Source organism: Thalassolituus marinus, assembly GCF_020320395.1.
GTDB lineage: Bacteria > Pseudomonadota > Gammaproteobacteria > Pseudomonadales > Oceanobacteraceae > Venatoribacter > Venatoribacter marinus.
Genome location: NZ_JAEDAH010000106.1, coordinates 1 through 22,926 on the forward strand (window position 1 = coordinate 1; position 22,926 = coordinate 22,926).

20 protein-coding genes and 1 pseudogene are annotated in these 22,926 nt (G+C 54.5%); 5 read left to right on the forward strand and 16 right to left on the reverse strand.

Annotation, left to right across the window (positions count from 1 at the left end; genetic code table 11):
• Positions 1–79: 79 nt before the first annotated feature.
• On the reverse strand, positions 80–319 hold the full coding sequence (locus tag I9W95_RS18060; RefSeq protein ID WP_225677463.1) for a hypothetical protein: 240 nt from the start codon (positions 317–319) through the stop codon (positions 80–82).
• Positions 320–527: 208 nt separating this feature from the next.
• Positions 528–1,181, reverse strand: a complete 654-nt coding sequence (coq7, locus tag I9W95_RS18065) for a 2-polyprenyl-3-methyl-6-methoxy-1,4-benzoquinone monooxygenase (RefSeq protein WP_225677465.1) — start codon at positions 1,179–1,181, stop codon at positions 528–530.
• 113 nt (positions 1,182–1,294) lie between these two features.
• Between coq7 and I9W95_RS18070 the strand changes: the two genes are divergently transcribed.
• Positions 1,295–2,776, forward strand: coding sequence for an AAA family ATPase (locus I9W95_RS18070; protein WP_225677467.1), 1,482 nt, complete (start codon positions 1,295–1,297; stop codon positions 2,774–2,776).
• Here the strand turns inward: I9W95_RS18070 and I9W95_RS18075 are convergent, their stop codons facing one another.
• The 9 genes from I9W95_RS18075 to I9W95_RS18115 all read right to left on the reverse strand — a co-directional run bounded on the left by I9W95_RS18075 (position 2,777) and on the right by I9W95_RS18115 (position 14,130).
• Complete coding sequence (locus I9W95_RS18075; RefSeq protein ID WP_225677469.1) at positions 2,777–5,113, reverse strand: 7TM-DISM domain-containing protein; 2,337 nt, start codon at positions 5,111–5,113, stop codon at positions 2,777–2,779. It lies immediately after the preceding gene.
• A 17-nt stretch (positions 5,114–5,130) separates the two neighbouring features.
• A complete protein-coding gene (gene purD, locus I9W95_RS18080) occupies positions 5,131–6,423 on the reverse strand; it encodes a phosphoribosylamine--glycine ligase (protein WP_225677471.1) in 1,293 nt (430 codons plus the stop codon).
• A 235-nt stretch (positions 6,424–6,658) separates the two neighbouring features.
• On the reverse strand, positions 6,659–8,290 hold the full coding sequence (purH, locus tag I9W95_RS18085) for a bifunctional phosphoribosylaminoimidazolecarboxamide formyltransferase/IMP cyclohydrolase (protein WP_225677472.1): 1,632 nt from the start codon (positions 8,288–8,290) through the stop codon (positions 6,659–6,661).
• 69 nt (positions 8,291–8,359) lie between these two features.
• Complete coding sequence (gene fis / locus I9W95_RS18090; RefSeq protein ID WP_225677549.1) at positions 8,360–8,650, reverse strand: DNA-binding transcriptional regulator Fis; 291 nt, start codon at positions 8,648–8,650, stop codon at positions 8,360–8,362.
• Positions 8,651–8,688: 38 nt separating this feature from the next.
• Positions 8,689–9,627: a tRNA dihydrouridine synthase DusB gene (dusB, locus tag I9W95_RS18095; RefSeq protein WP_451923601.1), complete on the reverse strand. Its 939-nt coding sequence runs from the start codon at positions 9,625–9,627 to the stop codon at positions 8,689–8,691.
• Between the two features lie 185 nt (positions 9,628–9,812).
• Positions 9,813–11,051: a DUF3426 domain-containing protein gene (locus tag I9W95_RS18100; RefSeq protein ID WP_225677475.1), complete on the reverse strand. Its 1,239-nt coding sequence runs from the start codon at positions 11,049–11,051 to the stop codon at positions 9,813–9,815.
• 12 nt (positions 11,052–11,063) lie between these two features.
• Positions 11,064–11,954 carry a 50S ribosomal protein L11 methyltransferase gene (gene prmA, locus I9W95_RS18105; protein ID WP_225677477.1) on the reverse strand — a complete coding sequence of 297 codons (891 nt, stop codon included), beginning with the start codon at positions 11,952–11,954 and terminating at the stop codon, positions 11,064–11,066.
• Positions 11,954–12,403, reverse strand: coding sequence for a type II 3-dehydroquinate dehydratase (gene aroQ / locus I9W95_RS18110; protein WP_225677479.1), 450 nt, complete (start codon positions 12,401–12,403; stop codon positions 11,954–11,956). The genes prmA and aroQ overlap by 1 nt, the downstream gene beginning before the upstream one ends.
• 143 nt (positions 12,404–12,546) lie before the next feature.
• Positions 12,547–14,130: a diguanylate cyclase gene (locus I9W95_RS18115; protein ID WP_225677481.1), complete on the reverse strand. Its 1,584-nt coding sequence runs from the start codon at positions 14,128–14,130 to the stop codon at positions 12,547–12,549.
• 111 nt (positions 14,131–14,241) lie between these two features.
• Here I9W95_RS18115 and I9W95_RS18120 point away from each other — a divergent pair, with 111 nt between their 5' ends.
• The 4 genes from I9W95_RS18120 (at position 14,242) to I9W95_RS18135 (ending at position 18,478) form a co-directional block, all read left to right on the forward strand.
• A complete protein-coding gene (locus tag I9W95_RS18120; protein WP_225677483.1) occupies positions 14,242–14,934 on the forward strand; it encodes a transglutaminase-like cysteine peptidase in 693 nt (230 codons plus the stop codon).
• Positions 14,935–14,945: 11 nt separating this feature from the next.
• On the forward strand, positions 14,946–16,916 hold the full coding sequence (locus tag I9W95_RS18125) for a bifunctional diguanylate cyclase/phosphodiesterase (protein ID WP_225677485.1): 1,971 nt from the start codon (positions 14,946–14,948) through the stop codon (positions 16,914–16,916).
• A gap of 85 nt (positions 16,917–17,001) precedes the next feature.
• Entirely contained in the window at positions 17,002–17,466 is a 465-nt protein-coding gene (locus I9W95_RS18130) for a copper chaperone PCu(A)C (protein WP_225677487.1), read from the forward strand.
• Positions 17,467–17,533: 67 nt separating this feature from the next.
• Positions 17,534–18,478: a DUF808 domain-containing protein gene (locus tag I9W95_RS18135; protein ID WP_225677490.1), complete on the forward strand. Its 945-nt coding sequence runs from the start codon at positions 17,534–17,536 to the stop codon at positions 18,476–18,478.
• A 30-nt stretch (positions 18,479–18,508) separates the two neighbouring features.
• Here I9W95_RS18135 and yacG read toward each other — a convergent pair whose 3' ends face one another.
• The 5 genes and pseudogenes from yacG to pilB all read right to left on the reverse strand — a co-directional run.
• Positions 18,509–18,703, reverse strand: coding sequence for a DNA gyrase inhibitor YacG (yacG, locus tag I9W95_RS18140; protein WP_263866270.1), 195 nt, complete (start codon positions 18,701–18,703; stop codon positions 18,509–18,511).
• Between the two features lie 7 nt (positions 18,704–18,710).
• Positions 18,711–19,313, reverse strand: a complete 603-nt coding sequence (gene coaE / locus I9W95_RS18145) for a dephospho-CoA kinase (protein WP_225677492.1) — start codon at positions 19,311–19,313, stop codon at positions 18,711–18,713.
• A 1-nt stretch (position 19,314) separates the two neighbouring features.
• Positions 19,315–20,199 (reverse strand): prepilin peptidase, encoded by an 885-nt coding sequence (locus tag I9W95_RS18150; RefSeq protein ID WP_225677494.1) that lies wholly within the window; start codon positions 20,197–20,199, stop codon positions 19,315–19,317.
• 4 nt (positions 20,200–20,203) lie between these two features.
• Positions 20,204–21,433 carry a type II secretion system F family protein gene (locus I9W95_RS18155; protein WP_225677496.1) on the reverse strand — a complete coding sequence of 410 codons (1,230 nt, stop codon included), beginning with the start codon at positions 21,431–21,433 and terminating at the stop codon, positions 20,204–20,206.
• Positions 21,434–21,474: 41 nt separating this feature from the next.
• A pseudogene (pilB, locus tag I9W95_RS18160) lies at positions 21,475–22,926 on the reverse strand (type IV-A pilus assembly ATPase PilB); the annotation flags it as partial.

The following is a 22,926-nucleotide window of genomic DNA, read 5'->3' on the forward strand; positions in this document are numbered from 1 at the left end:
GTTTGGGTTTTGGCGAATGCAAACTTAACCGATTTTACTGCCGTTCTCATTTTTCACGCTTAAATGCGATGAACCTTTTTTATGCCTGTGAGTCAGGTTCAAGAAAAGCCAGGGAAAGAAAACCGGCGAAAGCACCAAGGACAAACACCACGGCAATGCTGTCACTGGCCAGCATGACCAGGCCGGTAATAATCCAGCCACTTTTCACCTGTTCCAGGCGCCTGCGGTACAGCCTGGTGCGTGTCCAGTTGAGTTCCGGATAGTTGTCAGGCAAACGATAAAAGCGACGGATGCGTTCAATTAATGGAAATCGATTCATGGCCTTCCCCTTGTCGGTATCAATCTCCGTCGGGGCAATCGACGAAAGATGATTAACAGAGGTTAGAACACAAGCGCACGCTCTTCCGCCGATAACAGCGAAAGTGTCTATTGAAGAATATTTCTATAAAAGGATGGTCTGAACCGAATTGGTGCAGTGTCTCATCCGCTGGTAAGGAGGAGGCCGCTTTCATAAGCGGCCTGTGTGATCAGATTTTATATACAGATTTGGTCATGACCTTGGACACTGCAGTCATCGCCAGCTTAACCGGCAGCGGAAATTTATAACCGCCGGCGTCCAGTGCCGTGGTGGCGTGTCTGGCTTCGTCTTCCAGCATCTGCAGCAGAATCGCTTTGCTTTTCTCATCCTGCACCGGCAGGCTGCTCATATGCTGTGCCAGATGTTTGCATACCTGATCTTCGGTGGCGGCAACAAAGCCGAGACTGACTTTGTCGGAAACCTTGCCAGCCGCCGCGCCAATGGCGAACGACATACCGTAAAACAGTGGGTTGAGCAGACTGGTATGACTGCCCAGTTCTTTTACCCGGTTTTCACACCAGACCAGATGGTCGACTTCTTCACGCGCCGCTTCTTCCATGGCTTCACGGACCTCTGGCAGCTTCGCTGTCAGCGCCTGGCCCTGATACAACGCCTGAGCACAGACTTCACCGGTGTGGTTAATACGCATCAGGCCTGCGGCGTGTTTCGCTTCGGCTTCGCTGAGGTCGTGGTGATCACGCTGATCAGCAGGAGAAGCGCGGTATTCCTGGGCCGCGCCCGGCACCAGTGTGCGCAGCGCCTGATCCGCATTTTGAATCAGCTTATCCAGTAATGTGTAACGACGTGGTGAGTTCGTAGCCATGGGTACCTCCGGTCTTTGCGCCATTTTACGGCATCAGCGCCCTTAACGCATGATTCTTATCAAGCATGGCACAAAGCCATTGGCCTGATAGAATCGGCGGAAAAGGAGGAGATATGCAGGATTTACACGATCTCGGAGTATTGCTCGACCGTCAGGTGCCGTTACTGGTTGTTGAAAGTCACGAAGAAGCGCGGGCGCTGGAGTTATTTACCCGTCTGGCAATCCGCCGCGGGATGGCGTTACAGCAATGGACGCTGACCGACGGTCTGCGCCGACTCGGATTTGGCGAGGACGTTAAAGCCGGGGTTTCTACCCGTGAAGCGGCTGACGCCCTGCGTTATATCCGCGATCGTGACGACGGTGGTCTGTTTATCTTCTGCGATCTGCATCCGTTTCTGGACGATCCACTGATTATCCGATTGCTGAAAGACATTGCACTGCAGCATGAAGGACACGGCAAAACCATCGCGCTGCTCAGCTACCGTATCAGTGTTCCGCCTGAGCTGCAGCGTCAGGCGGCCCTGTTCAGCCTGAATTTACCGGATGAGAAACAGCTGATGGCGCTGGTGAAGGAAGAGGCTGCGCGTTTCGCCCGCAGCAGTGGCCAGAAGGTACGCAGTGATAATCCTACTCTGCAACAGCTGGTCTCTAACCTGCGTGGTCTGACCTTCTCCGATGCGCGTCGTCTGGTGCGTGGGGCGATTGTCGATGACGGTGCCATTACCCAGGACGACGTACCGGAGGTGGCGAAAGCGAAAATGTCGCTGCTGGCGCTGGAGTCCGCCGTCAGTTTTGAATACGACACCGCCCGTTTTGGCGATGTTGCCGGGCTGAATAATCTCAAACAGTGGTTATCCCAGCGTCAGCAGGCGTTTATGTCGGCTGGTAAGGGAATGCGTCCGCGCGGCATGATGCTGTTCGGTGTGCAGGGCAGTGGTAAGAGTCTGGCAGCCAAAGCGGTAGCAGGCTCGTGGGGCCTGCCTTTGCTGCGACTGGACTTTGGCAGCCTGTATAACAAGTTCTTTGGCGAAACGGAACGCAACCTGCGCGAAGCACTGAAACTGGCTGAAACCATGTCACCCTGCGTGCTGTGGATCGACGAAATTGAAAAAGGTCTGGGTCAGGACAGCAATGATGCCGGTGTGAGCCAGCGTATTCTGGGCACACTTCTGACCTGGCTGGCGGAGCACGATGCGCAGGTGTTTGTGGTTGCAACCGCCAATAACATTCATCAGTTACCACCGGAGCTGCTGCGCAAAGGACGTCTGGACGAACTGTTCTTCGTCGACCTGCCACAGCAGGATATTCGTCGGGAGATTCTCAGCCTGCATATGCGTCGCCGTGGTCTGGATCCGCAGCGCTTCGATCTGGAACAGCTGGCACAGGCCAGTGAGGGTTTCTCCGGAGCGGAGCTGGAGCAGGCCGTGGTGTCCGCCTGGCATGCGGCGTCAGCTCAGCAAGATGGGCGTGAACAGCTGGATACCGCTGTGGTGCTGGGTGAAATTCACAAAACCCGGCCATTGTCTGTGGTGATGGCTGAGCCGCTGCAGGCACTGCGCGACTGGGCCGCCGAACGAGCTGTTGCCGCCGATTGATCAGGCCATACTGCTCTGGCGGCGGAAACGCAGGCCTTGCAGTGCCTGACGCAGGCGATCACCGCTGGCCGGTTTGGCCAGCAGCTGCTGGATACCAACGGCCAGTGCATCTTCACGCACTACGGTGACATTCATACCGGTCAGCATCAGCAGAGCCGGTTTGTGATCGATGTCCTTATCCTGCTGGATGCGTTCCGCCAGTTGCAGACCATTCATCACTGGCATGTCGTGGTCGATGATCAGGATATCGTAGGGCTGGCCCATGCTGATCTGGTTGCGCATCATCGCCAGCGCTTCCTTACCACTGTAAGTGGATTCCGGGCGCATACCCCAGCGCCGTACCTGTTTCTCAATCACCGTTCGCAGCGAGGCGTTGTCATCGACGATCAGAATGCGCAGGCCGATCAGAGAGTCGTCGTTGATTTCTGCCTCCGGTACCTCGGCAGCGTCGATTGGCAGACATAAGGTCAGCGATGCTCCATGGCCAGTCATGCTCTCGACCGCCAGCGTGGCGCGCAGTTTTTCCATCAGGTGGCGGGTAACGATCAGATCCCAGGGCAGGTTGTCGATTACCTCTGGCAGCGGACGCTGATAGTGCAGCACGCTGAAGGCTTGCTTCAGCTCATCCTGTTTCACCATGGTGTTGCTCATCTGCAGCTGCAGGCGAATACCGGTTTTGTCCCCACTCTGGTAGCTGCCTGCGTGCAGGGTAAGTTCGCCATATTCGGTGTAGGCCAGTGCGTGATCTACCAGATTATGCAGAATGGTTTGCAGACGGCTGGCGTCACCGTTGAAACGCTCGGGTAACTCATCGGCAAAGTCGATCACCAGCTCGACCTGCTTACGGATGGCTTCCTGCTGGAAATGTGACATGACTTCATTCAACAGGACCGACAGATCAAACGGTCTGTTTTCCAGTTCCAGCATGCCTTTGCGGATACGTGACAGGTCGGAAATTTCGTTGGCCACGTGCAGCAGATCGCGGCCTGCCAGGGCGATGGTGTCAGAAAAATCACGCTGACTGGCACTGAGCGGGGTTTCGTTGAGCAGTTCATTCATACCTATCACACCGTTAATCGGCGTACGCAGTTCATGCGATATCTGTGACAACAGGGCAGGCGACAGCAGCCCCTGGGCTTTGTTTTCTTTTTCTTCGCGCACTGCCGGGTTTGCCATATCCATCTGGCTCAGAACCAGAGTGGCGATAACGATAAATGGCAGAATCAGTGGTGCCCAGTCGGTCAGGGCATCCATCGACAGATAATTGTAAGTCGTGAGGATAGCGATCAGTACGGAGAAGCCGATGGCGATGGTGCCGGTCAGTAACCAGCGTTGGGCACCTTCATAACGGGCGCGTGCCAGCGCCAGAACAGGCAGTACTGCAAATTCATTGAGCACCACCAACAGCGCAGCAACCAGCATGCTGGACTCCGGTGCCCAGTAGATACTGAGTAGCATCAGGGGCAGATGGATGGCTGCCAGCGCGTACAGATAGAGGTTAATCAGACGCTCTTTCGGACCTTGCCAGCCGACAAAGCGAATGGCCAGCGTTTTGGCGACCGCAGAACAGACCAGCGCCAGTTCGGCAATGATGTTGGCCGTTTCGCTGGAGAGTTCGGTCAGCAGTGGCATAAAGCCGAGCCAGGACGGCTGGAAGACGGCGATGGTGGCGCAGTAGCAGGCAGATACCAGTGCAAATGCCGGCCGGTCGCGATAAAAAATAAACAGAAACCAGGCGAGAGTGGCCATGACCCAGCCAATACTGATGCCCTGAACGGTAAAGACTTTCTGTTCGTTGGCAACGAAGCGGTCAACACTCATCAGGCGGATATGGGTGGAAAAAATACCGTCCGAATGAACCCGTACCAGATAGCTGCGGGTACTCTGGGCTGGGATATGCAACTCAATCGGGTGGGCCTGAATAAAACTGCCACGCAGGGAACGTGAGTGATGATCCTTGCGAATAACGGCGTAATTGTCACCGGCAGAAATATCGTAAAACTCGATGTCATCGAGTTCATTGCCGGACAAGGTAAGGACAATTTGTTTCTGGTTAGCGTAAGGGTTGGTCAGGCTGAAGCGCAGCCAGTAGACCGAGTCGGTCACACCAAACTTGAGTGAGCGGGCATGACTTGGGGTAAAGCGCAGTTGTTGCTCACGGGTCAGCATGGTGGTGATATCCAGCTGACCCGTTGGGTCTTCCAGCACCGACACATAAGGGGTGATGGAATAATCGAAACTCGCATTGGGCAGAAGTACCGGGTTATTTGCTCTGACCATGCTGCTGAATAACAGCAACACCAGCATTGCCAGACAATAATCCCTGTACTTCTTCATCCCTGTGCGTCTCCGGTTTACTTGTCCGCTTGCTCGCGTGCAATGGCACGATAACCGATATCAGAGCGACAGAACATACCGTTCCAGCTGATCTCTTTAATCAGTTCGTAAGCCTGAGCCTGAGCTTCGCCGACAGTGTTACCCAGTGCGGTGGCACACAGCACACGACCACCCGCGGTAACGACGTCACCAGCTTCGTTCAGCTTGGTACCGGCGTGGAATACTTTACGGTCGGTACCGTCGTTTTCTGGCAGGGAAATCACATCACCTTTCGGGTAGTCGGCCGGGTAGCCTGCAGCTGCCAGTACCACACCCAGAGAAGGGCGCGGATCCCATTGGGCTGTTTCGCTATCCAGTTTGCCTTCCAGCGCTGCCAGACAGTGAGCCACCATATCAGACTGCATACGCAGCATGATTGGCTGGGTTTCCGGGTCACCGAAACGGCAGTTGTATTCGATCACTTTCGGCGCGCCAGACTCGTCGATCATCAGACCGGCATACAGGAAACCGGTGTAATCGTTGCCTTCTGCAGCCATACCGTTCACGGTCGGGTAAATCACTTCGCGCATAACGCGGTCGTGGATGTCCTGAGTCACAACCGGAGCCGGAGAGTAAGCGCCCATGCCACCGGTGTTTGGGCCGGTATCCTGATCGCCGACGCGCTTGTGGTCCTGGCTGGTGGCCATTGGCAGAACGTTTTTGCCATCCACCATAACGATGAAAGAAGCTTCTTCGCCAGCGAGGAACTCTTCGATCACCACGCGGCAGCCAGCATCACCGAAGGCGTTGCCAGACAGCATGTCTTTCACGGCTTCTTCGGCTTGCTCCAGGGTTTCGGCAACGATTACGCCTTTACCTGCGGCCAGACCGTCAGCTTTAACCACGATCGGAGCGCCTTTTTCACGCAGGTAAGCCAGAGCGGGTTCAATCTCGGTGAAGTTCTGGTATTCCGCTGTCGGAATAGCGTGACGAGCGAGGAAGTCTTTGGTGAATGCTTTGGAGCCTTCCAGTTGAGCAGCACCTTCACTTGGGCCAAAGATTTTCAGACCAGCAGCCTGAAACTGGTTAACCACGCCACCAACCAGCGGAGCTTCCGGACCAACGATGGTCAGACCGATGCTGTTGTCTTCAGCGAATTTCTGCAGCGCGTCGAAATCCATCACGTCGATGGCAACGTTTTCCAGGCCTTCTTCGATAGCAGTACCGGCATTGCCCGGTGCCACGAATACTTTTTCAACCAGCGGTGATTGCAGAGCTTTCCAGGCGAGGGCGTGTTCGCGACCGCCACTGCCGATAACTAATACCTTCATTGTTACATTCCTTATTGTAGGAGCGGGCCATGCCCGCGATGTTTCGATCAGGTCGCGGGCATGGCCCGCTCCTACGGATTTTTATTTCACTTACTCGCCCGGCGTCAGAAAGCGTTATGAGCGAAGCTGTAGTAAGGCATTTTTTGCTGAGGGAGCGCAGTGTAGTTGACCTACATGAGCATCCCGAAGCAAAAAATAACGCAGCTACAGCGAGCGCAATAGCTTTCAACCCAACTTAGTGGCGGAAGTGACGCATTCCGGTAAACACCATAGCGATTCCGGCTTCGTCGGCTGCAGCAATTACTTCTTCGTCACGGATAGAACCGCCCGGCTGGATAATGGCTTTGATACCATTGGCCGCGGCGTTGTCGATACCGTCACGGAACGGGAAGAAGGCGTCCGATGCCATCACCGCGCCTTCAACCTGCAGACCCGCGTGTTCTGCTTTGATGGCAGCAATACGAGCTGAGTTTACACGGCTCATCTGACCGGCGCCTACGCCCACGGTCTGACGGTTTTTGGCGTATACGATGGCGTTGGATTTAACGAACTTAGCCACTTTCCAGGCGAAGATCAGGTCATGCAGTTCGGCTTCGGTTGGTGCGCGCTTGGTGACAACTTTCAGGTCATCAACAGAGATCATGCCGTTGTCACGGTCCTGAACCAGCAGGCCGCCGTTAACGCGCTTGTAGTCGAAACCGGCAGCGCGTTCCGCTGGCCACTGACCACATTCCAGCAGACGTACGTTCTGCTTGGCAGCTACCACATCAGCCGCTTCGGCGCTTACCTTAGGTGCAATGATCACTTCCACGAACTGACGATCAACGATGGCTTTGGCGGTATCCGCATCCAGCTCACGGTTGAAGGCAATGATGCCGCCGAAGGCAGATTCGCTGTCGGTGGCGTAAGCCAGGTCATAGGCCTTACGGATGCCGCCGTCTTCTTCCGGAACAACCGAAACACCACATGGGTTGGCGTGTTTAACGATCACACAGGCAGGCTTGGTGAAGGACTTCACACACTCCAGCGCAGCATCGGTATCGGCCACGTTGTTGTAAGACAGTTCTTTGCCCTGCAGTTGCTTAGCCGTTGCGATTGAGGCTTCGGCAGGCTCTGCTTCAACGTAGAAAGCGGCTTTCTGGTGCGGGTTCTCACCGTAACGCATATCCTGCGCTTTGATGAACTGGCTGTTGAAGGTTTGCGGGAAGTCTTTGCGGTCGTCGGTGCTCAGTACTTCAGCTTGCTGATCGATAGTACCCAGGTAGTTAGCGATCATGCCGTCATAAGAAGACGTATGTTCAAATGCTTTCAGAGCCAGGTTGAAACGGGTTTTGTAGGTCAGGCCGTTGTTGGCGTCCAAGTCTGCCAGCACTTTGGCGTAGTCTGAGGTGTTTACCACGATACCCACATACGCGTGGTTTTTCGCCGCGGAGCGCACCATGGTCGGGCCACCGATATCGATGTTTTCAATGGCCAGTGGCAGGTGACAATCAGGCTTGGCAACGGTGGCGGCAAACGGATACAGGTTAACCACCACCAGATCAATCGGGTTGATGCCGTGTTCACTCATTACCGCATCGTCCTTACCACGACGGCCCAGCACGCCACCGTGAATTTTCGGGTGCAGTGTTTTTACACGACCGTCCATCATTTCCGGGAAGCCAGTGTAGTCAGATACTTCAATGGCAGGGATCTGGTTGTCGAGCAGCAGCTTGTAGGTTCCGCCGGTAGACAGAATTTCTACGCCCTTGGCGTGCAGGGCCTGTGCAAATTCAACGATACCGGTTTTATCCGACACACTGATCAGTGCGCGGCGTACCGGAGTAATATCTTCAGGGATCTCGTTGGCTGGGACAAAGTTGCTCATATGGTCAGGTTTTCCAGTCCGGTTAAAACAAAAAAGCGGCAAAGTGCCGCTGATGAAGTCAAAATGGGGTTACAGCATTCCGTACTGCTTGAGTTTCTTACGCAGGGTGCCGCGGTTCAGGCCGAGCACGACAGACGCTTTGGTCTGGTTATCGCGGGTGTACTTCATGACCGTTTCCAGAAGTGGTGCTTCCACTTCGGACAGAACCATGTTGTAGAGGTCTACAACAGGCTGACCATCCAGGTGATCAAAGTAGTTCTGCAGGGCTTTCTCAACGCTGTCGCGCAGTGTTTGAGTCGGCTCTGAGGGGGCACGCAGATGTTGCTGCAGGTCTGCTGAGTCGGTCACAGTGTCAACCATCCTTCTCTCGATATCGTCGCTGTTCGTTAAATAGGTGTTCATGCTGCGAGTTCCTTCTTGCGTTTCAATTCCTTAAACCAATGCTGTACGGCCATAAGCTGTTCGGCCGCACTTTCCAGCCGGTTAAAACGGCTGCGGAAATCTTTGTCTTCTTCCTGGTTCTGCAGGTACCAGCTGACGTGCTTCCGGGCGATACGCAGGCCCAGATATTCGCCGTAGAACTGGTACAGTTCAGCCATATGATCCAGCAGGATCTGCTCAACTTCGTTCAGTGCAGGAGGCGGCAGCTCCTCACCGGTTTGCAGAAAATGGACGACTTCGCGGAAAATCCACGGTCTGCCCTGAGCGGCCCGGCCAATCAGCACACCATCGGCACCGGTGTACTGCATGACCTCTGCGGCCTTACGTGCGCTGGTGATGTCGCCATTAGCGAACACCGGAATCGACACGCTTTGCTTGATGGTACGAATGGTGTCGTACTCGACGGTATCGCGGTAACCACAGGCTCGTGTGCGGCCATGTACTGCCAGCGACACGATGCCGGCTTTTTCCGCCATTTGCGCAACCGTCGGGCCATTACGGTGCTCCGGCGCCCAGCCGGTGCGGATTTTCAGCGATACCGGTACATCCACGGATTCAACCACGGCATGTAATATTTCTTTCACCAGCCCTTCATCTTTCAGCAATGCCGAGCCTGCAGCCTTGTTGCAGACCTTTTTCGCCGGACAGCCCATATTGATGTCGATAATCTGGGCGCCGTTGGCAACATTGAACACCGCGCTGGCGGCCAGAGTCTCCGGATCACCGCCCATAATCTGTACGGCAATCGGTTCTGGTTCGCCTTCGTGGTTCAGACGTAACTGGGATTTGCGGGTGTTACGCAGATCCGGGTTAGCTGACACCATCTCTCCGACCACCAGACCCGCTCCGAGTCGACGGCATAGTTGCCGGAACGGACGGTCAGTGACCCCTGCCATCGGGGCCAGAACTACAGGATTGGGTAGTGTGTAAGGCCCTATGGACGGCATGAGAACTGTTCAAAAAATGTGCTGAAAAAAGAGGCGGTATGATACTCATAACCCCCTTATGAATAAAGGGGGCTGAGGCTTTTTATGTGAATCTGTCAGGTGAAAATATCAGCCTGGCAGTTGAGCGGGGATGGTTACTGGTTGCCTTCCAGTGCGATGGCGTAGCTGACGGCTTCCGGACCGGGGTCGACGACTTCCAGTGCGATGTGAATTGGCGTGTGTACAGGCATATCCGACTGGCCAGCCAGTTCACCGGACAGATACTGCTTCGGTGCAAAGCGACGGCTGGCCACGACGTTGTCATTCAGGTCGCTGAACACCAGCATCAGATCAGGAAACGGTTGCTCGTAAGCAGCCTTGTTCACCAGCAGGGTATCCACGACCAGCGCGCGTTGCAGATCCGGATGTGGTCGCACCACCAGATGCTGGGTCGCCATTTCCCGTACGTTCTGAATTTTAGGCAGACTGCAGCCACCGATCTCACAAACGTTTGCGTAGAACGGACGCCATTGAGGTGTGCGCGCCAGGCTATCAAACTGAAAGTACAGCGCCTGAGCAGCAGCGACGATGACCATCAGCAGGGCAGCAGAAAACCAGCCCCACGGGAAGCGCGGACCTTCTTTACGACTTTTGCGGAAATGCAGTGGCTCTTCCTGCAGTTCATCGACACTCGGTGCTGGAATCGTCAGTTCAAGAGTCTCGGTTTCAAGGTCACTGTCACCGCTGAGTTTGTAGCTGTCTGAAGACTCGGCTAATTCATCTTCATCATCAACGAAGCCGCGAAAGTCATCGTCTTCCGGCGGTGGCAGATCGAAATTGAACTCGTCGTCACCATCCAGCTTCACGCCACTGGCAGTGATCTCTTCCGTTTCGTCATCATCCAGCAGGGCGTTGGCCCATGCTTCGTCGTCGTGCACCTTACCGGCATCATCGTCCATGCTGATAAAGTCGAGGGTATCGGAGCTGGCATTGCGGATGCTGAAGATGGATTCATCCAGCTCCATATCCATTCTCGGCTTAGGCCGCGAACGGTTTTCAGGTGTGCGGATGTTAAAGTCAGTGAACGGGTCATCGGCCAGCTTTTCCGGAATCGGATCATCGTCCATGTCGTCATGGATCAGGCCGATATCATCGTCGTCTTCCTCAACCGCGGGTTTTTTCCGGGGCTGGGGGGCTGGCTCTGGGGTAACCACTTTTTCGGCCACAGGCGCAGGCGTTTCAGTGGCTGCCGGCTCACTGATAAAGTGCTCGGCAGCCTTGAAAACCTGCAGGCAGGATCCACAGCGCACCATCCCTTTGGCTACGCCCAGATGTTCGTCGCGTACGCGAAAACTGGTCTGGCAATGTGGACAACGGGTTACATGAACAGCCATGTCATCGAATCCTCAGCGTTTAACCCCGGTCAGTACGACCCAGTCTCCCTGTTGCTCAGGGGCATTCATTTCAAACCACTGGCCGTAGCAGGCCGAAACTTCTTCTGCCTGTTCTGCAAGCAGACCTGACAACGCCAGTTTACCGCCACTGCGGGTCAGTGATGCAATATGTTCGCCCAGCGACATCAGTGGTCCGGCCAGAATATTGGCCACCATAATATCGGCCTGTGTCGGTGGTGTGGCATCCGGCAGGTAAATTTCGTATTTGTCATCGCCAATGCTGTTACGGCCGGCATTATCGCGGGTTGCGGTAAGAGCCTGCGGGTCGATATCCACGCCAACCATATGACGGGCACCCAGCAGCAACGCAGCAATCCCCAGAATACCTGAGCCACAGCCGTAATCGACGACCAGTTCATTGCCTTCAACTTCACGGTCGAGGAATTTCAGACACAATGCCGTCGTTGGATGAGTGCCGGTGCCGAACGCCAGACCCGGGTCCAGCATCAGGTTGACCGCATCCGCTTGCGGCGGTTCCCGCCAGCTTGGACAAACCCACAGGCGTTCACCAAACTGCATCGGGTGATAATCTTCCATCCAGGCGCGAACCCAGTCTTTGTCCTCAACAATTTCTGTTTTGTGAGCAGGCAGCTCGCTGCCACCTTCGACCGCGTACATCAGGGTAATCTGCTGCAGCAGTTCATCGACGTTCTGGTTGGCATCAAACAGACCGATGACCTGAGTGTTATCCCAGATCGGGGTTGTACCCAGCTCAGGTTCAAGGATCGGCTGATCGGCATCGTCCTGCAGGGTAACGGACAAGGCGCCGGCGCCGAGCAGGGCATTTTCTGTAGTTTCAACCTGATCGCGGCTGGTGTGAAAACGAATCTGAATCCAGGACATCAGACGGACTCCGCTTGTAATTTCTGGTGCGCTGCCTGCAGCGCCAGTTCATAACCCTGTACGCCCAGTCCTGCGATAACGCCAACCGCAATGTCGCTCAGGTAGGAGTGATGGCGGAAGGCTTCACGGGCATGCACGTTAGAGATATGAATCTCGATAAATGGAATAGCCACTCCGGACAGAGCATCACGCAGCGCGACGCTGGTATGAGTAAACGCCGCCGGATTAATAAGGATAAATGCGGTACCGTCAGTACGGGCACTGTGAATACGGTTAAGCAATTCATGCTCGGCATTACTCTGAAACTGCTCCAGTTCATGGCCCATGCTGCTGGCCAGGGTTTTCAGCTGCTGTTCGATATCGGTCAGCGTGGTGCTGCCATAGATATGGGGCTCGCGGGTGCCCAGCAGGTTTAGGTTTGGTCCCTGTAATACCAGAATGCGCGCCATAGCCGTATGTCCTGAGTGGGGAAATGATGTGGCATTGATGTTGCCTTGAAGCCCGCGAGTTTGCCGAAAAAGCGCTCTAGCGTCCAGTTTCGGCGCCAGTTGAGGGGTTCAGACTGCGTACTGTGTCTCGTACGGTGGTGCAATCAGGCCGTATGGACCTGATTGCGACCATTACGCTTGGCTCTGTAGAGCGCCTGATCGGCAGCCCCGACCAGCTCACTGATGCTTTCACCACGGTATTCGGCGATGCCGCAGGAGAAGGTGACCCGCAGCTGTTTATCGTCGTGAATCAGGCGCGAGAAGTTGTTGCGGATTTCATCCAGTTTGGTGGCCGCCTGCTGGGCGTTGGCGTCTATCATCACAATGGCGAATTCTTCGCCACCGTAGCGGCCGATGGGGTCTGTCTTGCGCAGGTTCTGTTTCAGAAACAGCGACAGATTGCGGATAACGGCGTCACCCGTCGGATGGCCGTAAGTGTCGTTGACCTGTTTGAAGTGGTCGATGTCCACCATGACAAAACTGACCGGGATGTCCTGATGTTTGCGTAAAGCGGTTTCCAGCGAGCCGAGCAGGTGAGTATGGTTTAACAGCCCAGTCAGACTGTCCCGTGCGATCAGATCCTGCAGCTGACGCGAACGACGCACCCGGTTGGTGACGGTGGTGACCAGATGACGCGGCTCAACGGGCTTGGTGAGGAAGTCGTCGCCGCCTTCCGCCATGGCGGCCAGTTGCCGTTCGCGATCTTCTTCTCCCGAGAGGAAAATAATCGGCAGGTTAATGTATTCGCGCTGCTGACGGATGACCCGTGCCAGCTCCATACCGTTGCATTCCGGCATGTACATATCCATCAGCACCAGATCCGGCGAAAACTGGTGCAGAGTATCAAGAACCTGCAGCGGGTTGTTGATGGCTTCGGTGATCAGCCCGGCTTTATTCAGAACGTTAGCCGTCTGCGTTGACTGTGTCCGTGAGTCATCGACGATCAGCACTTTAAAAGCGGGCTCCGGTGTCTGATCAATCAACTCTTCCAGGCGGCTGATCATTTCCTGCACATTCTTCTGCTCGTAGAGGCCAATGCCGCCAGCGCGCATAGCATTCAGCTGTACGGTTAAAGATGGCGCCTCACCCTGGTAGGTGAACATAAAAGGCAGCGGGGTTTCGCGGCTTTGCTGAACGGCCTGAGCCAGTTCAATACCTGAACCCGCAAAATCTATATCCATGACAATGGCAGCCGGGTGTCGCTGCATCAGCGAATTGCGGAAGTCATCGGCATTACGCTGCAGCTCCGGGCGTAAGCCGAAGTACTGCATCTGTTCAGCAACGGTCAGCGACTGATCAGTGTCGGACAACGCAATGTATATGTTCTTGCGATTAGGGATGAGCTTTTCAGCACCCTCATCATCGGTGTGACGTAAGGCTGTTTTGCTGAGAGCGACGATGATATCTGTGATTTCTTCCAGCTGATTACTGTTAGGGCTGTCGGCCAGAGCGATGTGATTGAGAACCTGCTGCAGTTTCAGCGCCAGTTTTTCGTGGCGCACCGCAGCAAAACGACGGGCAAATGAAATCAGCTTCTCGTTGGCCAGAATCAGGTCGGCCAGGTGACGCTTATCCCATTGCAGGGAGGGCATCTGCCGCCACAGGTCGATAACCTGTCGTACCTGATTAATGACACGATGTGAGAAGTGTTGCTTCAGTTTTTCAGCTGCGGATACAGGTTCACTCATAACGGCTATCTGGCAGAGAAGTGAATTAAGCATAGCAGTAAATCGGGCAGGCTCCTGTTCAGGGTCTATTCTTAGGGTATCTGTCCAAGGATTCAGTGGTTTTCACACGGAATGACCCGCCCAGACCATCATTATTTCCATACCTTGCTGCGCGCTACGCTGCTGATGGCGTCTGTGCTGGCGCCCATGCGCATCCACCTGCTGGCCGATGTTGAAGCCTGGGTGCCACAGCAGGTAATCGATAAAGCGTTTGAAGAGCACGGCGGCAGTGCCGCACGGCTGATGCATCGCTGGCGCGATAAAATGCATGAGCTGGCGACAGCCAGTGAAGACGAAAAGCTGCGCGGCATAAACGACTTCTTTAACCAGTCCATTCCCTACGTCAGCGACCAGAAGCACTGGCAGCAGGATGATTACTGGGCCACCCCCTATGAGTCACTGGCGTCCGGGGGCGGAGATTGCGAAGACTATGTCATTGCCAAGTATTACACCCTCACCAAACTCGGCGTTGAAACCGAGAAGCTGCGGATCACCTACGTCAAGGCGATACGCTACAACCAGGCACATATGGTACTGACTTATTTCCCGACGCCGGATGCGGTACCTTATGTTCTTGATAACCTGATTCCGACAATTAAATCCGCCGACCGGCGTGATGATCTGGAGCCGGTGTACAGTTTTAATGGTGAAGGCTTGTGGCTGGAACGAATGAAAGGACAGGGAATCCTCATGGGTAACCCCAATAAACTCGATTTATGGACTGACCTGCGGGTCCGGATGCACCAACTGGGCATGGATTTATAAGGATTGCGCTCATGACACTGCGACAACAGTTTTCATTTCTCACCAGTTTGCTGGTGGTCATTCTGCTGGTAGGGAACCTGCTGCTGACCATCGGCAATGGTCGTGATTACTTTCAGCAGCAGCTGAATGCCCGTGCTTACGATGCGGCCACCTCGCTGGCATTGTCTATGTCGCAGGTTCCGGCTGGTGATGATATTCAGCTGCAGCGTCTGATGGACGTGCTGTTTGACCGTGGTTTCTTTTCCGATATTGAGTTTATTCCGGTCAACGGACCGGCGCTGGAGCGCCGTAGCCGGGAAGCGCTGGCGAATGCCCCGGCACCGCAGTGGTTTATGAATCTGGTGTCGTTCGATCTGATGGTGGCAGAGGCAGATGTTACCCGTGGCTGGAGTCGTCTGGGGCTGGTCAAAATCGTCAGTCACCCGGATTTTGCCTACCGCGATCTGTGGTCCATGGTACGCAGTGAACTGATGTGGTTTGCCTGGGTACTGATTATCGCGCTTATCCTGCTGCATATTCTGCTGGGCTGGTTGTTCCGTCCGATTAACCGGGTAGAGAAGCAGGCACTGGCCATCTGTGAGAAAGACTGGCAGGTGCAGGAAGACATTCCCCGTGCTCGCGAGCTGCAGCGTATGGTGCTGGCGATGAATAAAATGGTCGAGAAGCTGCGCAGTATCTTCAACGAACAGTCGGCCATGACTGAGCAGCTGCGCAGTGAATCGTTCAGCGATAGCCTCACTGGTATTCTCAATCGACGCGGTTTTGACGAGCGACTGGCGCATATTCTCTGCCGTGAAGAAGAACACAGCGGTGTGCTGGTACTGATGCAGCTGGGAAATCTGACTGAATTCAATAACAACCATGGTCGTCAGGCGACGGATGATGCGTTGTCATTGCTGGGGCAGGAACTGCAGCGGGTGCTGGCAGATTATCCGCTGGCCTTCAGTGGCCGTCGCTCAGGCTCCGATTTTGGTTTCTATATTCCCTGTACTGATCGCGTGCACGCCAGCGATTTACTGCAACTGGTGCATAGCCAGCTGATGACCGGAGTACTGTCTCCGCGGCAGGGGCTGACATTCCACCTTGGCGGTGTGTTTCTGCAGAATCTGCAGGATGATCCGGCCCATGCCCTGAGTTGCGCTGATGCGGCCTTGCGCCAGGCACAGCGGCATCCGGAGAGTGAGGCGCGACTTTATGATGGTGATCAGGGTGGTGTTGAGTGGACCGCCGGTGAGTGGCGTAAAGTCCTGCAGGAAGCTCTGGCGACCGATGCCCTGACACTGCAGTACCAGCCCGTGGTCAGTAATGCCGGCGAACAGCTATTGCAGTTTGAGGTGTTCAGTCGCCTTGAGTGGCAGGGGCAGGTGTTGTCCGCTGCGCGTTTCTGGCCGATGGTTGAGCAGCACCAGCTGTCGGCGCGCTACGATGCCAGCATTGTGGCGCAGGTGATGAAAACGCTGGTGCAGACGCCGCCGCTGGCTGATGTACGTTACTGCATTAATATCTCCCCTGCATCGGTACTGGATGAGGAGTTTCACAAGCAGCTGCAGGCTGTCTTCTCTCACTCACCGGAACTGGCATCGCATATTGCACTGGAAGTACCTGAATCGGCGCTGGCAGGTATTGAATCGGCCTTATCGCGGTTGGCTTTATCATTGCGTAACTACGGTGTCGTACTCGGTATCGACCAGGTGGGAACCGGCACCATGGCGTTTGCCTACATGCAGCGTCTGCCACTGGATTACATTCGTATTGATGGCAGCTTCAGCCGCGGTCTGGCGGCGGCTCAGGATCGTAAATTCTTTATTCAGTCTATGGTGCAGATTGCCCATAACCTCGACCTTACCGTGCTGGGCGAAGGGGTTGAGGAAAATGATGATGTCAGTGTACTTCGTCAGACCGGGGTGGATGGTATGAGTGGTTACTACTTCAGTCGACCACTGGTAGCGATTGCTGATGCACATCAATGGCAGCCGCAGTAACGGCTGAGTGCGGCAAAATGTCGCTTGGCGCACGGATGGGAACACTTAAAATGGCATGCGTTAATTTCACTGTCGGAGAGTTGTGATGCGCTTTGCTGATTCCGTTCGTGCGGGACTCATTATTTTGTTTTCGTCCGTTTCATTCGCTGCCGTGGCTGATGTGGTTGTCTCCGGCGCCTATGTACGTGAGCCTGTTCCCGGACGAGCAATGAGTGCGGCGTTTATGACGCTGACCAATAATGGCAGTGAAGAAAAAGTTCTGGTCAGTGCCAATGCGCCATGGGCTGACAGCATAGAGATTCACACCCATATGAACGACAACGGTGTGATGCGTATGCGCCAGTTGCAGAGTCTGACGATACCTGCGGGTGAGAGCGTTACCCTGCAACCGGGCGGACTGCATCTGATGCTGTTCGGGCTGCAGTTGCCACTGGAGGAATCGCTGCCATTAACGCTGTGCTTCGAAGGCGATGAGTGTAACGACGTTCAGGCCAGCCTTCGCAGTATGCACAGCATGAACGGTATGCATGGTATGCATGGTATGCACTGAGACATTGCTGGACGAAGCCCAAAGGCAGCGCTAATGTGCTGCCTTTATCGTTTCTGGGACAGGGAAAATGGCATTTGGCAGCTTACTGGCGTTACTGGATGACATCGCGACGGTACTGGATGATGTTGCCGTATTATCCAAGGTGGCGGCGAAGAAAACCGGCGGGGTACTGGGCGACGACCTGGCACTGAATGCCCAGCAGGTATCCGGTATTCGTGCTGAACGGGAGCTGCCGGTGGTCTGGGCAGTCACCAAAGGTTCGCTGCGCAATAAGCTTATTCTGGTACCTGCTGCACTGCTGATCAGTGCAGTAGCCCCCTGGGCGATTATTTATCTGTTGATGCTGGGTGGCGCTTTCCTCTGCTTTGAGGGCGCTGAGAAGGTTCTGCATGCGCTGTTTAAACGCCATGACACTGCAGCCCACAAAGAGCAGCTGCGGGGCGCTTTGCAGCAGTCGGCGGCAGAGTTGCTGGCGTTTGAGCAACAAAAGATCAAGGGTGCCATTCGTACCGACTTTATTCTTTCCGCAGAGATCATTGTGATTACCCTGGGGTCGGTAGCAGACGTTGATTTTATGACCCAGGTGCTGGTGGTTTCGTTACTGGCCGTGGCCTTTACCTTCGGTGTCTACGGTATTGTGGCTGCCATCGTGAAAATCGACGACCTTGGCTTCTGGCTGGCGGATAAGCGCCAGTCGGTTCTGGCGACGCTGGGGCGGGGGTTACTGGCTTTTGCCCCATGGCTGATGAAAGCGCTGACTGTGGTCGGCACACTGGCCATGTTTCTGGTGGGCGGTGGCATTCTGATTCACGGCATTCCTGGCTTGGAACATCTCATTCATGGTGCAGAACACGGTGTTGGAGCAGCATTACCGGCGTTGGGGATGTTCAGTTATCTGGCGGAAAGCATCGTCAGCGTTGTGTTGAATCTGCTTACTGGCTTAGCGGCTGGTGGAATTCTGGTCGCAATATGGACGCTGCTGGAAAAAGTGCGCGGTAAGGCCGCGCACTGAGGGCTGAGCGGGCTTGAGATGTGGCCCTGCTTAGTTGTAGGGTTTGTGCTCCTGCCATTCTTCTGACATCAGCACTTCATCGGCCGGACGTCCCGGAATAGCATGGCCTTCACTGGCCCATTCGCCCAGATCAATCAGCTTACAGCGCTCGCTGCAGAATGGACGAAAGCGGTTTTCCGGTTTCCATTCGAGCTCTTTCTGGCAGGTTGGGCAATTTACTTTCATACGACTCTCAATTGTGGCTGGCCAGCTGCAGATACTGCTCATGCAGGGCATCCAGCTGTTGGTGCAAAGCGGCCAGTGTACCACTGTTGTCGGCAATGTCGTCGGCGCGCTGGCGCTTCTCATCCCTGGGCATCTGGGCATCGATAATGCGCTGAATCTGTTCCGCCTGATTCTGATCGCGCTGAGTGGCGCGATCAATCTGAGTTGTCACCGGTACATCGATCAACAGCGTACGCTGGGTCAGCAGGGACTGGCCGGATTCAAACAGCAGTGGTGATACCAGTACGGCGTAGGCCGATGTTGCATTCTGCAGTTGCTGAATAATGCTGTCGCGGATACGTGGATGAGTCTGACTTTCCAGCCAGCGGCGCTGCTCGGGTTCAGCAAACACCTTTGTCCGCAGCCAGGCGCGGTTAAGTGTCTGGTCGTCGAGTAATGCATCAGCGCCGAAGTGTTCTTTGATGGCTTGCCAGGCTGGCTGGCCGGGCTCGACGACTTCACGCGCGACCACATCGGCATCAACGACGCAGATCCCCTTGTTGGCGAGGTAATCACTGGCAGCGGTTTTACCACTACCAATACCACCGGTTAAACCCAGTACCCAACTCATATTAAATGCCCATTATGCCCATATAGCGCTGGGTGATTTCATCCCCCCACAGGGCAGCAATCCAGCCAGCGGCGGCCAGATAAGGGCCAAACGGGATCGGCAGGTTTTTATCGCGACCGAGAATCAGGATACCGGCGATACCGACCACAGCACCGACCACCGACGACAGCAGAACAATCAGCAGAATGTTCTGGATACCAAGCCAGGCGCCGAGGGCTGCCAGCAGTTTGAAGTCACCGTAGCCCATGCCTTCCTTGCCGGTCAGCAGCTTGAACAGCCAGTAAACGCTCCACAATGATAGATAGCCTGCCACAGCACCGTAAACTGCGCTTTCAAGGTCCGTGAACAAGCCCTGACTGTTGATCAGCAGTCCCAGCCACAGCAGAGACAGGGTCATATCGTCGGGTAAAATCTGATGGTCGATATCAATTACCGACATAGCAATCAGCAGCCAGGTAAACACCAGCATGGCGGCCAGTGGCCAACCCCAGGGGAATACCAGCAACAGCGTGACGCTCATTAATGCGGTAACGATTTCCACAGCAGGGTAACGCAAGCCAATAGCGGTCCCGCAACCTGCACATTTACCGCGCAGCAGCAGCCAGCTGATCACCGGGATATTTTGCCAGGCTCTTACCGGAGCATGGCATTTCGGGCAATGGGAGTCGGGCTTAAGCAGGTTAAATGGCTTGCTGAGATCGGCCAGTGCAGGATGCTCTGGCAGGCTTTCCGGCATCTCTTCCAGGTCTTTTTTCCAGCTGCGGAACAACATGATCGGGAAGCGCAGAATAACAACGTTCAGGAAACTACCAACCAGCAGGCTTAGCAGGACAATAGCCAACCCGAGATACAGTGGGTTGGCTTCTAGCAAATTAAGGAGTTCCATAGTGTTATACGTTCTGACCCATCTGGAAGATTGGCAGATACATAGCCACGATCAGACCACCGATGACCACACCAAGGAAGGACATGATGAAAGGCTCCATAAGCGCCGTCATATTGTCCACCGCATCATCTACTTCGTCTTCGTAGTAACTGGCCGCTTTATCCAGCATCTGATCCAGTGCACCGGATTCTTCACCAATACTGGTCATCTGTACCACCATGTTAGGGAAAACGCCCGTTGTTCGCATAGCGAAGTGCATTTGCTGGCCGGATGAGACTTCGTCACGAATAGTCAGCACTGCATTGCGGTAAACCACATTACCTACTGCCCCCGCTACCGACTCCAGTGCCTCAACCAGAGGAACACCTGCGGCGAAGGTAGTCGACAGTACCCGTGCATAGCGGGCTACTGATGATTTCTCGATCAGGTCGCCAAATACCGGTAGCTTCAGTGTAAATCGCTCAAAGCCATCCTTAAAAGCCTGTGACCGTTTAAGCGCCTGACTGAAGGCAACTGCGGCGATGACCAACATGGCAAATACCGGCATCCAGTAGGCTTGTGCAAGTTCCGACAGATGAATAACAAACTGAGTTGGAGCAGGCAGATCGGCACCGAAGCTTTTGAACACTTCTTCAAAGCTTGGTACAACCTTAATCAACAGGATGGCCGTTACAACAAAGGCAACCAGCAAGGTGATAGCCGGATACATCATGCCTTTCTTAATCTTCGCTTTCAGAGCTTCAGTCTTTTCTTTGTAGTTGGCTACGCGATCAAGCATCGCTTCCAGCGCACCGGCCTGTTCACCGGATTCAATCAGGTTGCAGGTCAGGTCATCGAAGTATTCCGGATGCATTTTCAGAGCAGAAGCGAAATCATTACCGGCGGCTACATTGTCGCGCACCGAAAAAATCAATTCCTTCATCGACAGGTTATCTACGCCATCGGCAACAATATCGAAGGACTGCACCAGTGGAACACCGGCTTTAATCATAGTGGCCATCTGGCGAGTAAAGAAGGTTACATCCTTGGGTGTAATTTTCTTCTTCTTCGCCCCTCCACCAAGCCCGAACAATGGCTGGGATACTTTACGGACCTTCATTGGGTTCACGCCCTGCTTACGCAGCTGGGCTTTCACCATGGCTGCGTTCTGGCCAGACATTTCACCCTTGACGTTCTGGCCGCGGCGATTAACGCCTTCCCAGGAGAAGGCACTGTTTTTAGCTGTTTTTGCCATAGAGCTTTGTTATCCCTGAGCGGTATTTGGCTTGAATACCATTAATCTGTGGTTACCCGGTTGGCTTCTTCCAGGCTGGTAACCCCCTGGGCGACCTTCTTAAGGGCCGAGGAACGTAAATCATTAAAGCCAGCAGAGCGTGCTGCGTCAGAGATCTGAATGGAGTTACCTCCCTCCATAATAATACGAGCGATCTCATCATTAATTTTAACTACTTCATAAATACCAACACGGCCTTTGAAACCTTGCTTGCACTGCTCGCAGCCGACAGCTTTGAATATTTCAGCCGATTCCAGTGCCTCTTTGGTGAAACCTGCCTCCAGCAAGGTTTCTTCCGGAATTTCTGCCGGCGCTTTACAGCTTGGGCACAGTCGGCGTGCCAGACGCTGGGCAATGATCAGGCTGACCGATGTGGCAATGTTAAACGCTGGTACACCCATGTTGGCCAGACGCGTCAGCGTCTCAGCCGCACTGTTGGTATGCAGTGTAGACAATACCAGGTGACCCGTCTGGGCCGCTTTGATCGCAATCGAAGCGGTTTCCAGGTCCCGGATCTCACCGACCATCACTACGTCCGGGTCCTGACGCAGGAAAGAACGCAGGGCTGATGCGAAGTCGAGACCGACTTTAGCATTCACGTTTACCTGGTTAATACCTTCAAGGTTGATTTCTACCGGGTCTTCAGCGGTGGAAATGTTGGTGCCTTCGACGTTCAGGATATTCAGACCGGTGTACAGGGATACGGTTTTACCAGAACCGGTAGGTCCGGTAACCAGGATCATACCCTGTGGTCGGGCCAATGCTTCCATATACAGCGCTTTCTGTTCCGGCTCGTAACCCAGCATATCGATACCGAGCTTAGCGGAGGACGGATCAAGAATACGCAGAACGATCTTTTCACCCCATAAGGTCGGCAGGGTGTTTACACGGAAATCGATGGCCTTGGTCTTGGACAGTTTCATCTTGATACGACCGTCCTGTGGAATACGGCGTTCAGAGATGTCCATCTGCGACATAACTTTCAGACGGGCTGCAATTTTACCTGACAGATTCACCGGAGGGCTGGCAACTTCATGCAATACGCCATCGGTACGGTAGCGCACACGATAACGTTTTTCGTAAGGCTCGAAGTGAATATCGGACGAACCACCCTTAATGGCATCGAGCAGCATTTTATTCACGAAACGCACGATTGGGGCGTCATCGCCAGCGCCTTCTTTGTCGTTATCCTGTTCTTTTTCCCGTGCGTCCGGGTCTTCCAGATCTACATCGTCGAGTTCAGAATCGAGATCGCCTAAGCTGTTATCGCTGGCGGCGAGGAACTTATCCACCGCCTGTGACAGCTTGTCTTCTTCCACCAGAACCGCTTCAACCGTGGTCCCGGTATTAAACTTGATTTCATCGACGGCAAGGATCGCTCTGAGCGATGTAGAGTCGGTTGCCGCGTTGGAACAACGGCAGTACCCGGTGCTTTTCAATCAGGTCATTGGCAA

Bases quoted from the DNA above. Each gene is read 5' to 3' on its own strand.
- fis (WP_225677549.1), bottom strand. From the start codon at position 8,650: ATGGTTGACACTGTGACCGACTCAGCAGACCTGCAGCAACATCTGCGT.
- I9W95_RS18150 (WP_225677494.1), bottom strand. From the start codon at position 20,199: ATGGAACTCCTTAATTTGCTAGAAGCCAACCCACTGTATCTCGGGTTG.
- purD (WP_225677471.1), bottom strand. From the start codon at position 6,423: ATGAAGGTATTAGTTATCGGCAGTGGCGGTCGCGAACACGCCCTCGCC.
- I9W95_RS18135 (WP_225677490.1), top strand. From the start codon at position 17,534: ATGGCATTTGGCAGCTTACTGGCGTTACTGGATGACATCGCGACGGTA.
- I9W95_RS18115 (WP_225677481.1), bottom strand. From the start codon at position 14,130: ATGAGTGAACCTGTATCCGCAGCTGAAAAACTGAAGCAACACTTCTCA.
- yacG (WP_263866270.1), bottom strand. From the start codon at position 18,703: ATGAAAGTAAATTGCCCAACCTGCCAGAAAGAGCTCGAATGGAAACCG.
- I9W95_RS18070 (WP_225677467.1), top strand. From the start codon at position 1,295: ATGCAGGATTTACACGATCTCGGAGTATTGCTCGACCGTCAGGTGCCG.
- I9W95_RS18130 (WP_225677487.1), top strand. From the start codon at position 17,002: ATGCGCTTTGCTGATTCCGTTCGTGCGGGACTCATTATTTTGTTTTCG.
- I9W95_RS18060 (WP_225677463.1), bottom strand. From the start codon at position 319: ATGAATCGATTTCCATTAATTGAACGCATCCGTCGCTTTTATCGTTTG.
- dusB (WP_451923601.1), bottom strand. From the start codon at position 9,627: ATGGCAGGGGTCACTGACCGTCCGTTCCGGCAACTATGCCGTCGACTC.
- I9W95_RS18125 (WP_225677485.1), top strand. From the start codon at position 14,946: ATGACACTGCGACAACAGTTTTCATTTCTCACCAGTTTGCTGGTGGTC.
- coaE (WP_225677492.1), bottom strand. From the start codon at position 19,313: ATGAGTTGGGTACTGGGTTTAACCGGTGGTATTGGTAGTGGTAAAACC.
- coq7 (WP_225677465.1), bottom strand. From the start codon at position 1,181: ATGGCTACGAACTCACCACGTCGTTACACATTACTGGATAAGCTGATT.
- aroQ (WP_225677479.1), bottom strand. From the start codon at position 12,403: ATGGCGCGCATTCTGGTATTACAGGGACCAAACCTAAACCTGCTGGGC.
- prmA (WP_225677477.1), bottom strand. From the start codon at position 11,954: ATGTCCTGGATTCAGATTCGTTTTCACACCAGCCGCGATCAGGTTGAA.
- I9W95_RS18075 (WP_225677469.1), bottom strand. From the start codon at position 5,113: ATGAAGAAGTACAGGGATTATTGTCTGGCAATGCTGGTGTTGCTGTTA.
- I9W95_RS18120 (WP_225677483.1), top strand. From the start codon at position 14,242: ATGACCCGCCCAGACCATCATTATTTCCATACCTTGCTGCGCGCTACG.
- I9W95_RS18155 (WP_225677496.1), bottom strand. From the start codon at position 21,433: ATGGCAAAAACAGCTAAAAACAGTGCCTTCTCCTGGGAAGGCGTTAAT.
- I9W95_RS18100 (WP_225677475.1), bottom strand. From the start codon at position 11,051: ATGGCTGTTCATGTAACCCGTTGTCCACATTGCCAGACCAGTTTTCGC.
- purH (WP_225677472.1), bottom strand. From the start codon at position 8,290: ATGAGCAACTTTGTCCCAGCCAACGAGATCCCTGAAGATATTACTCCG.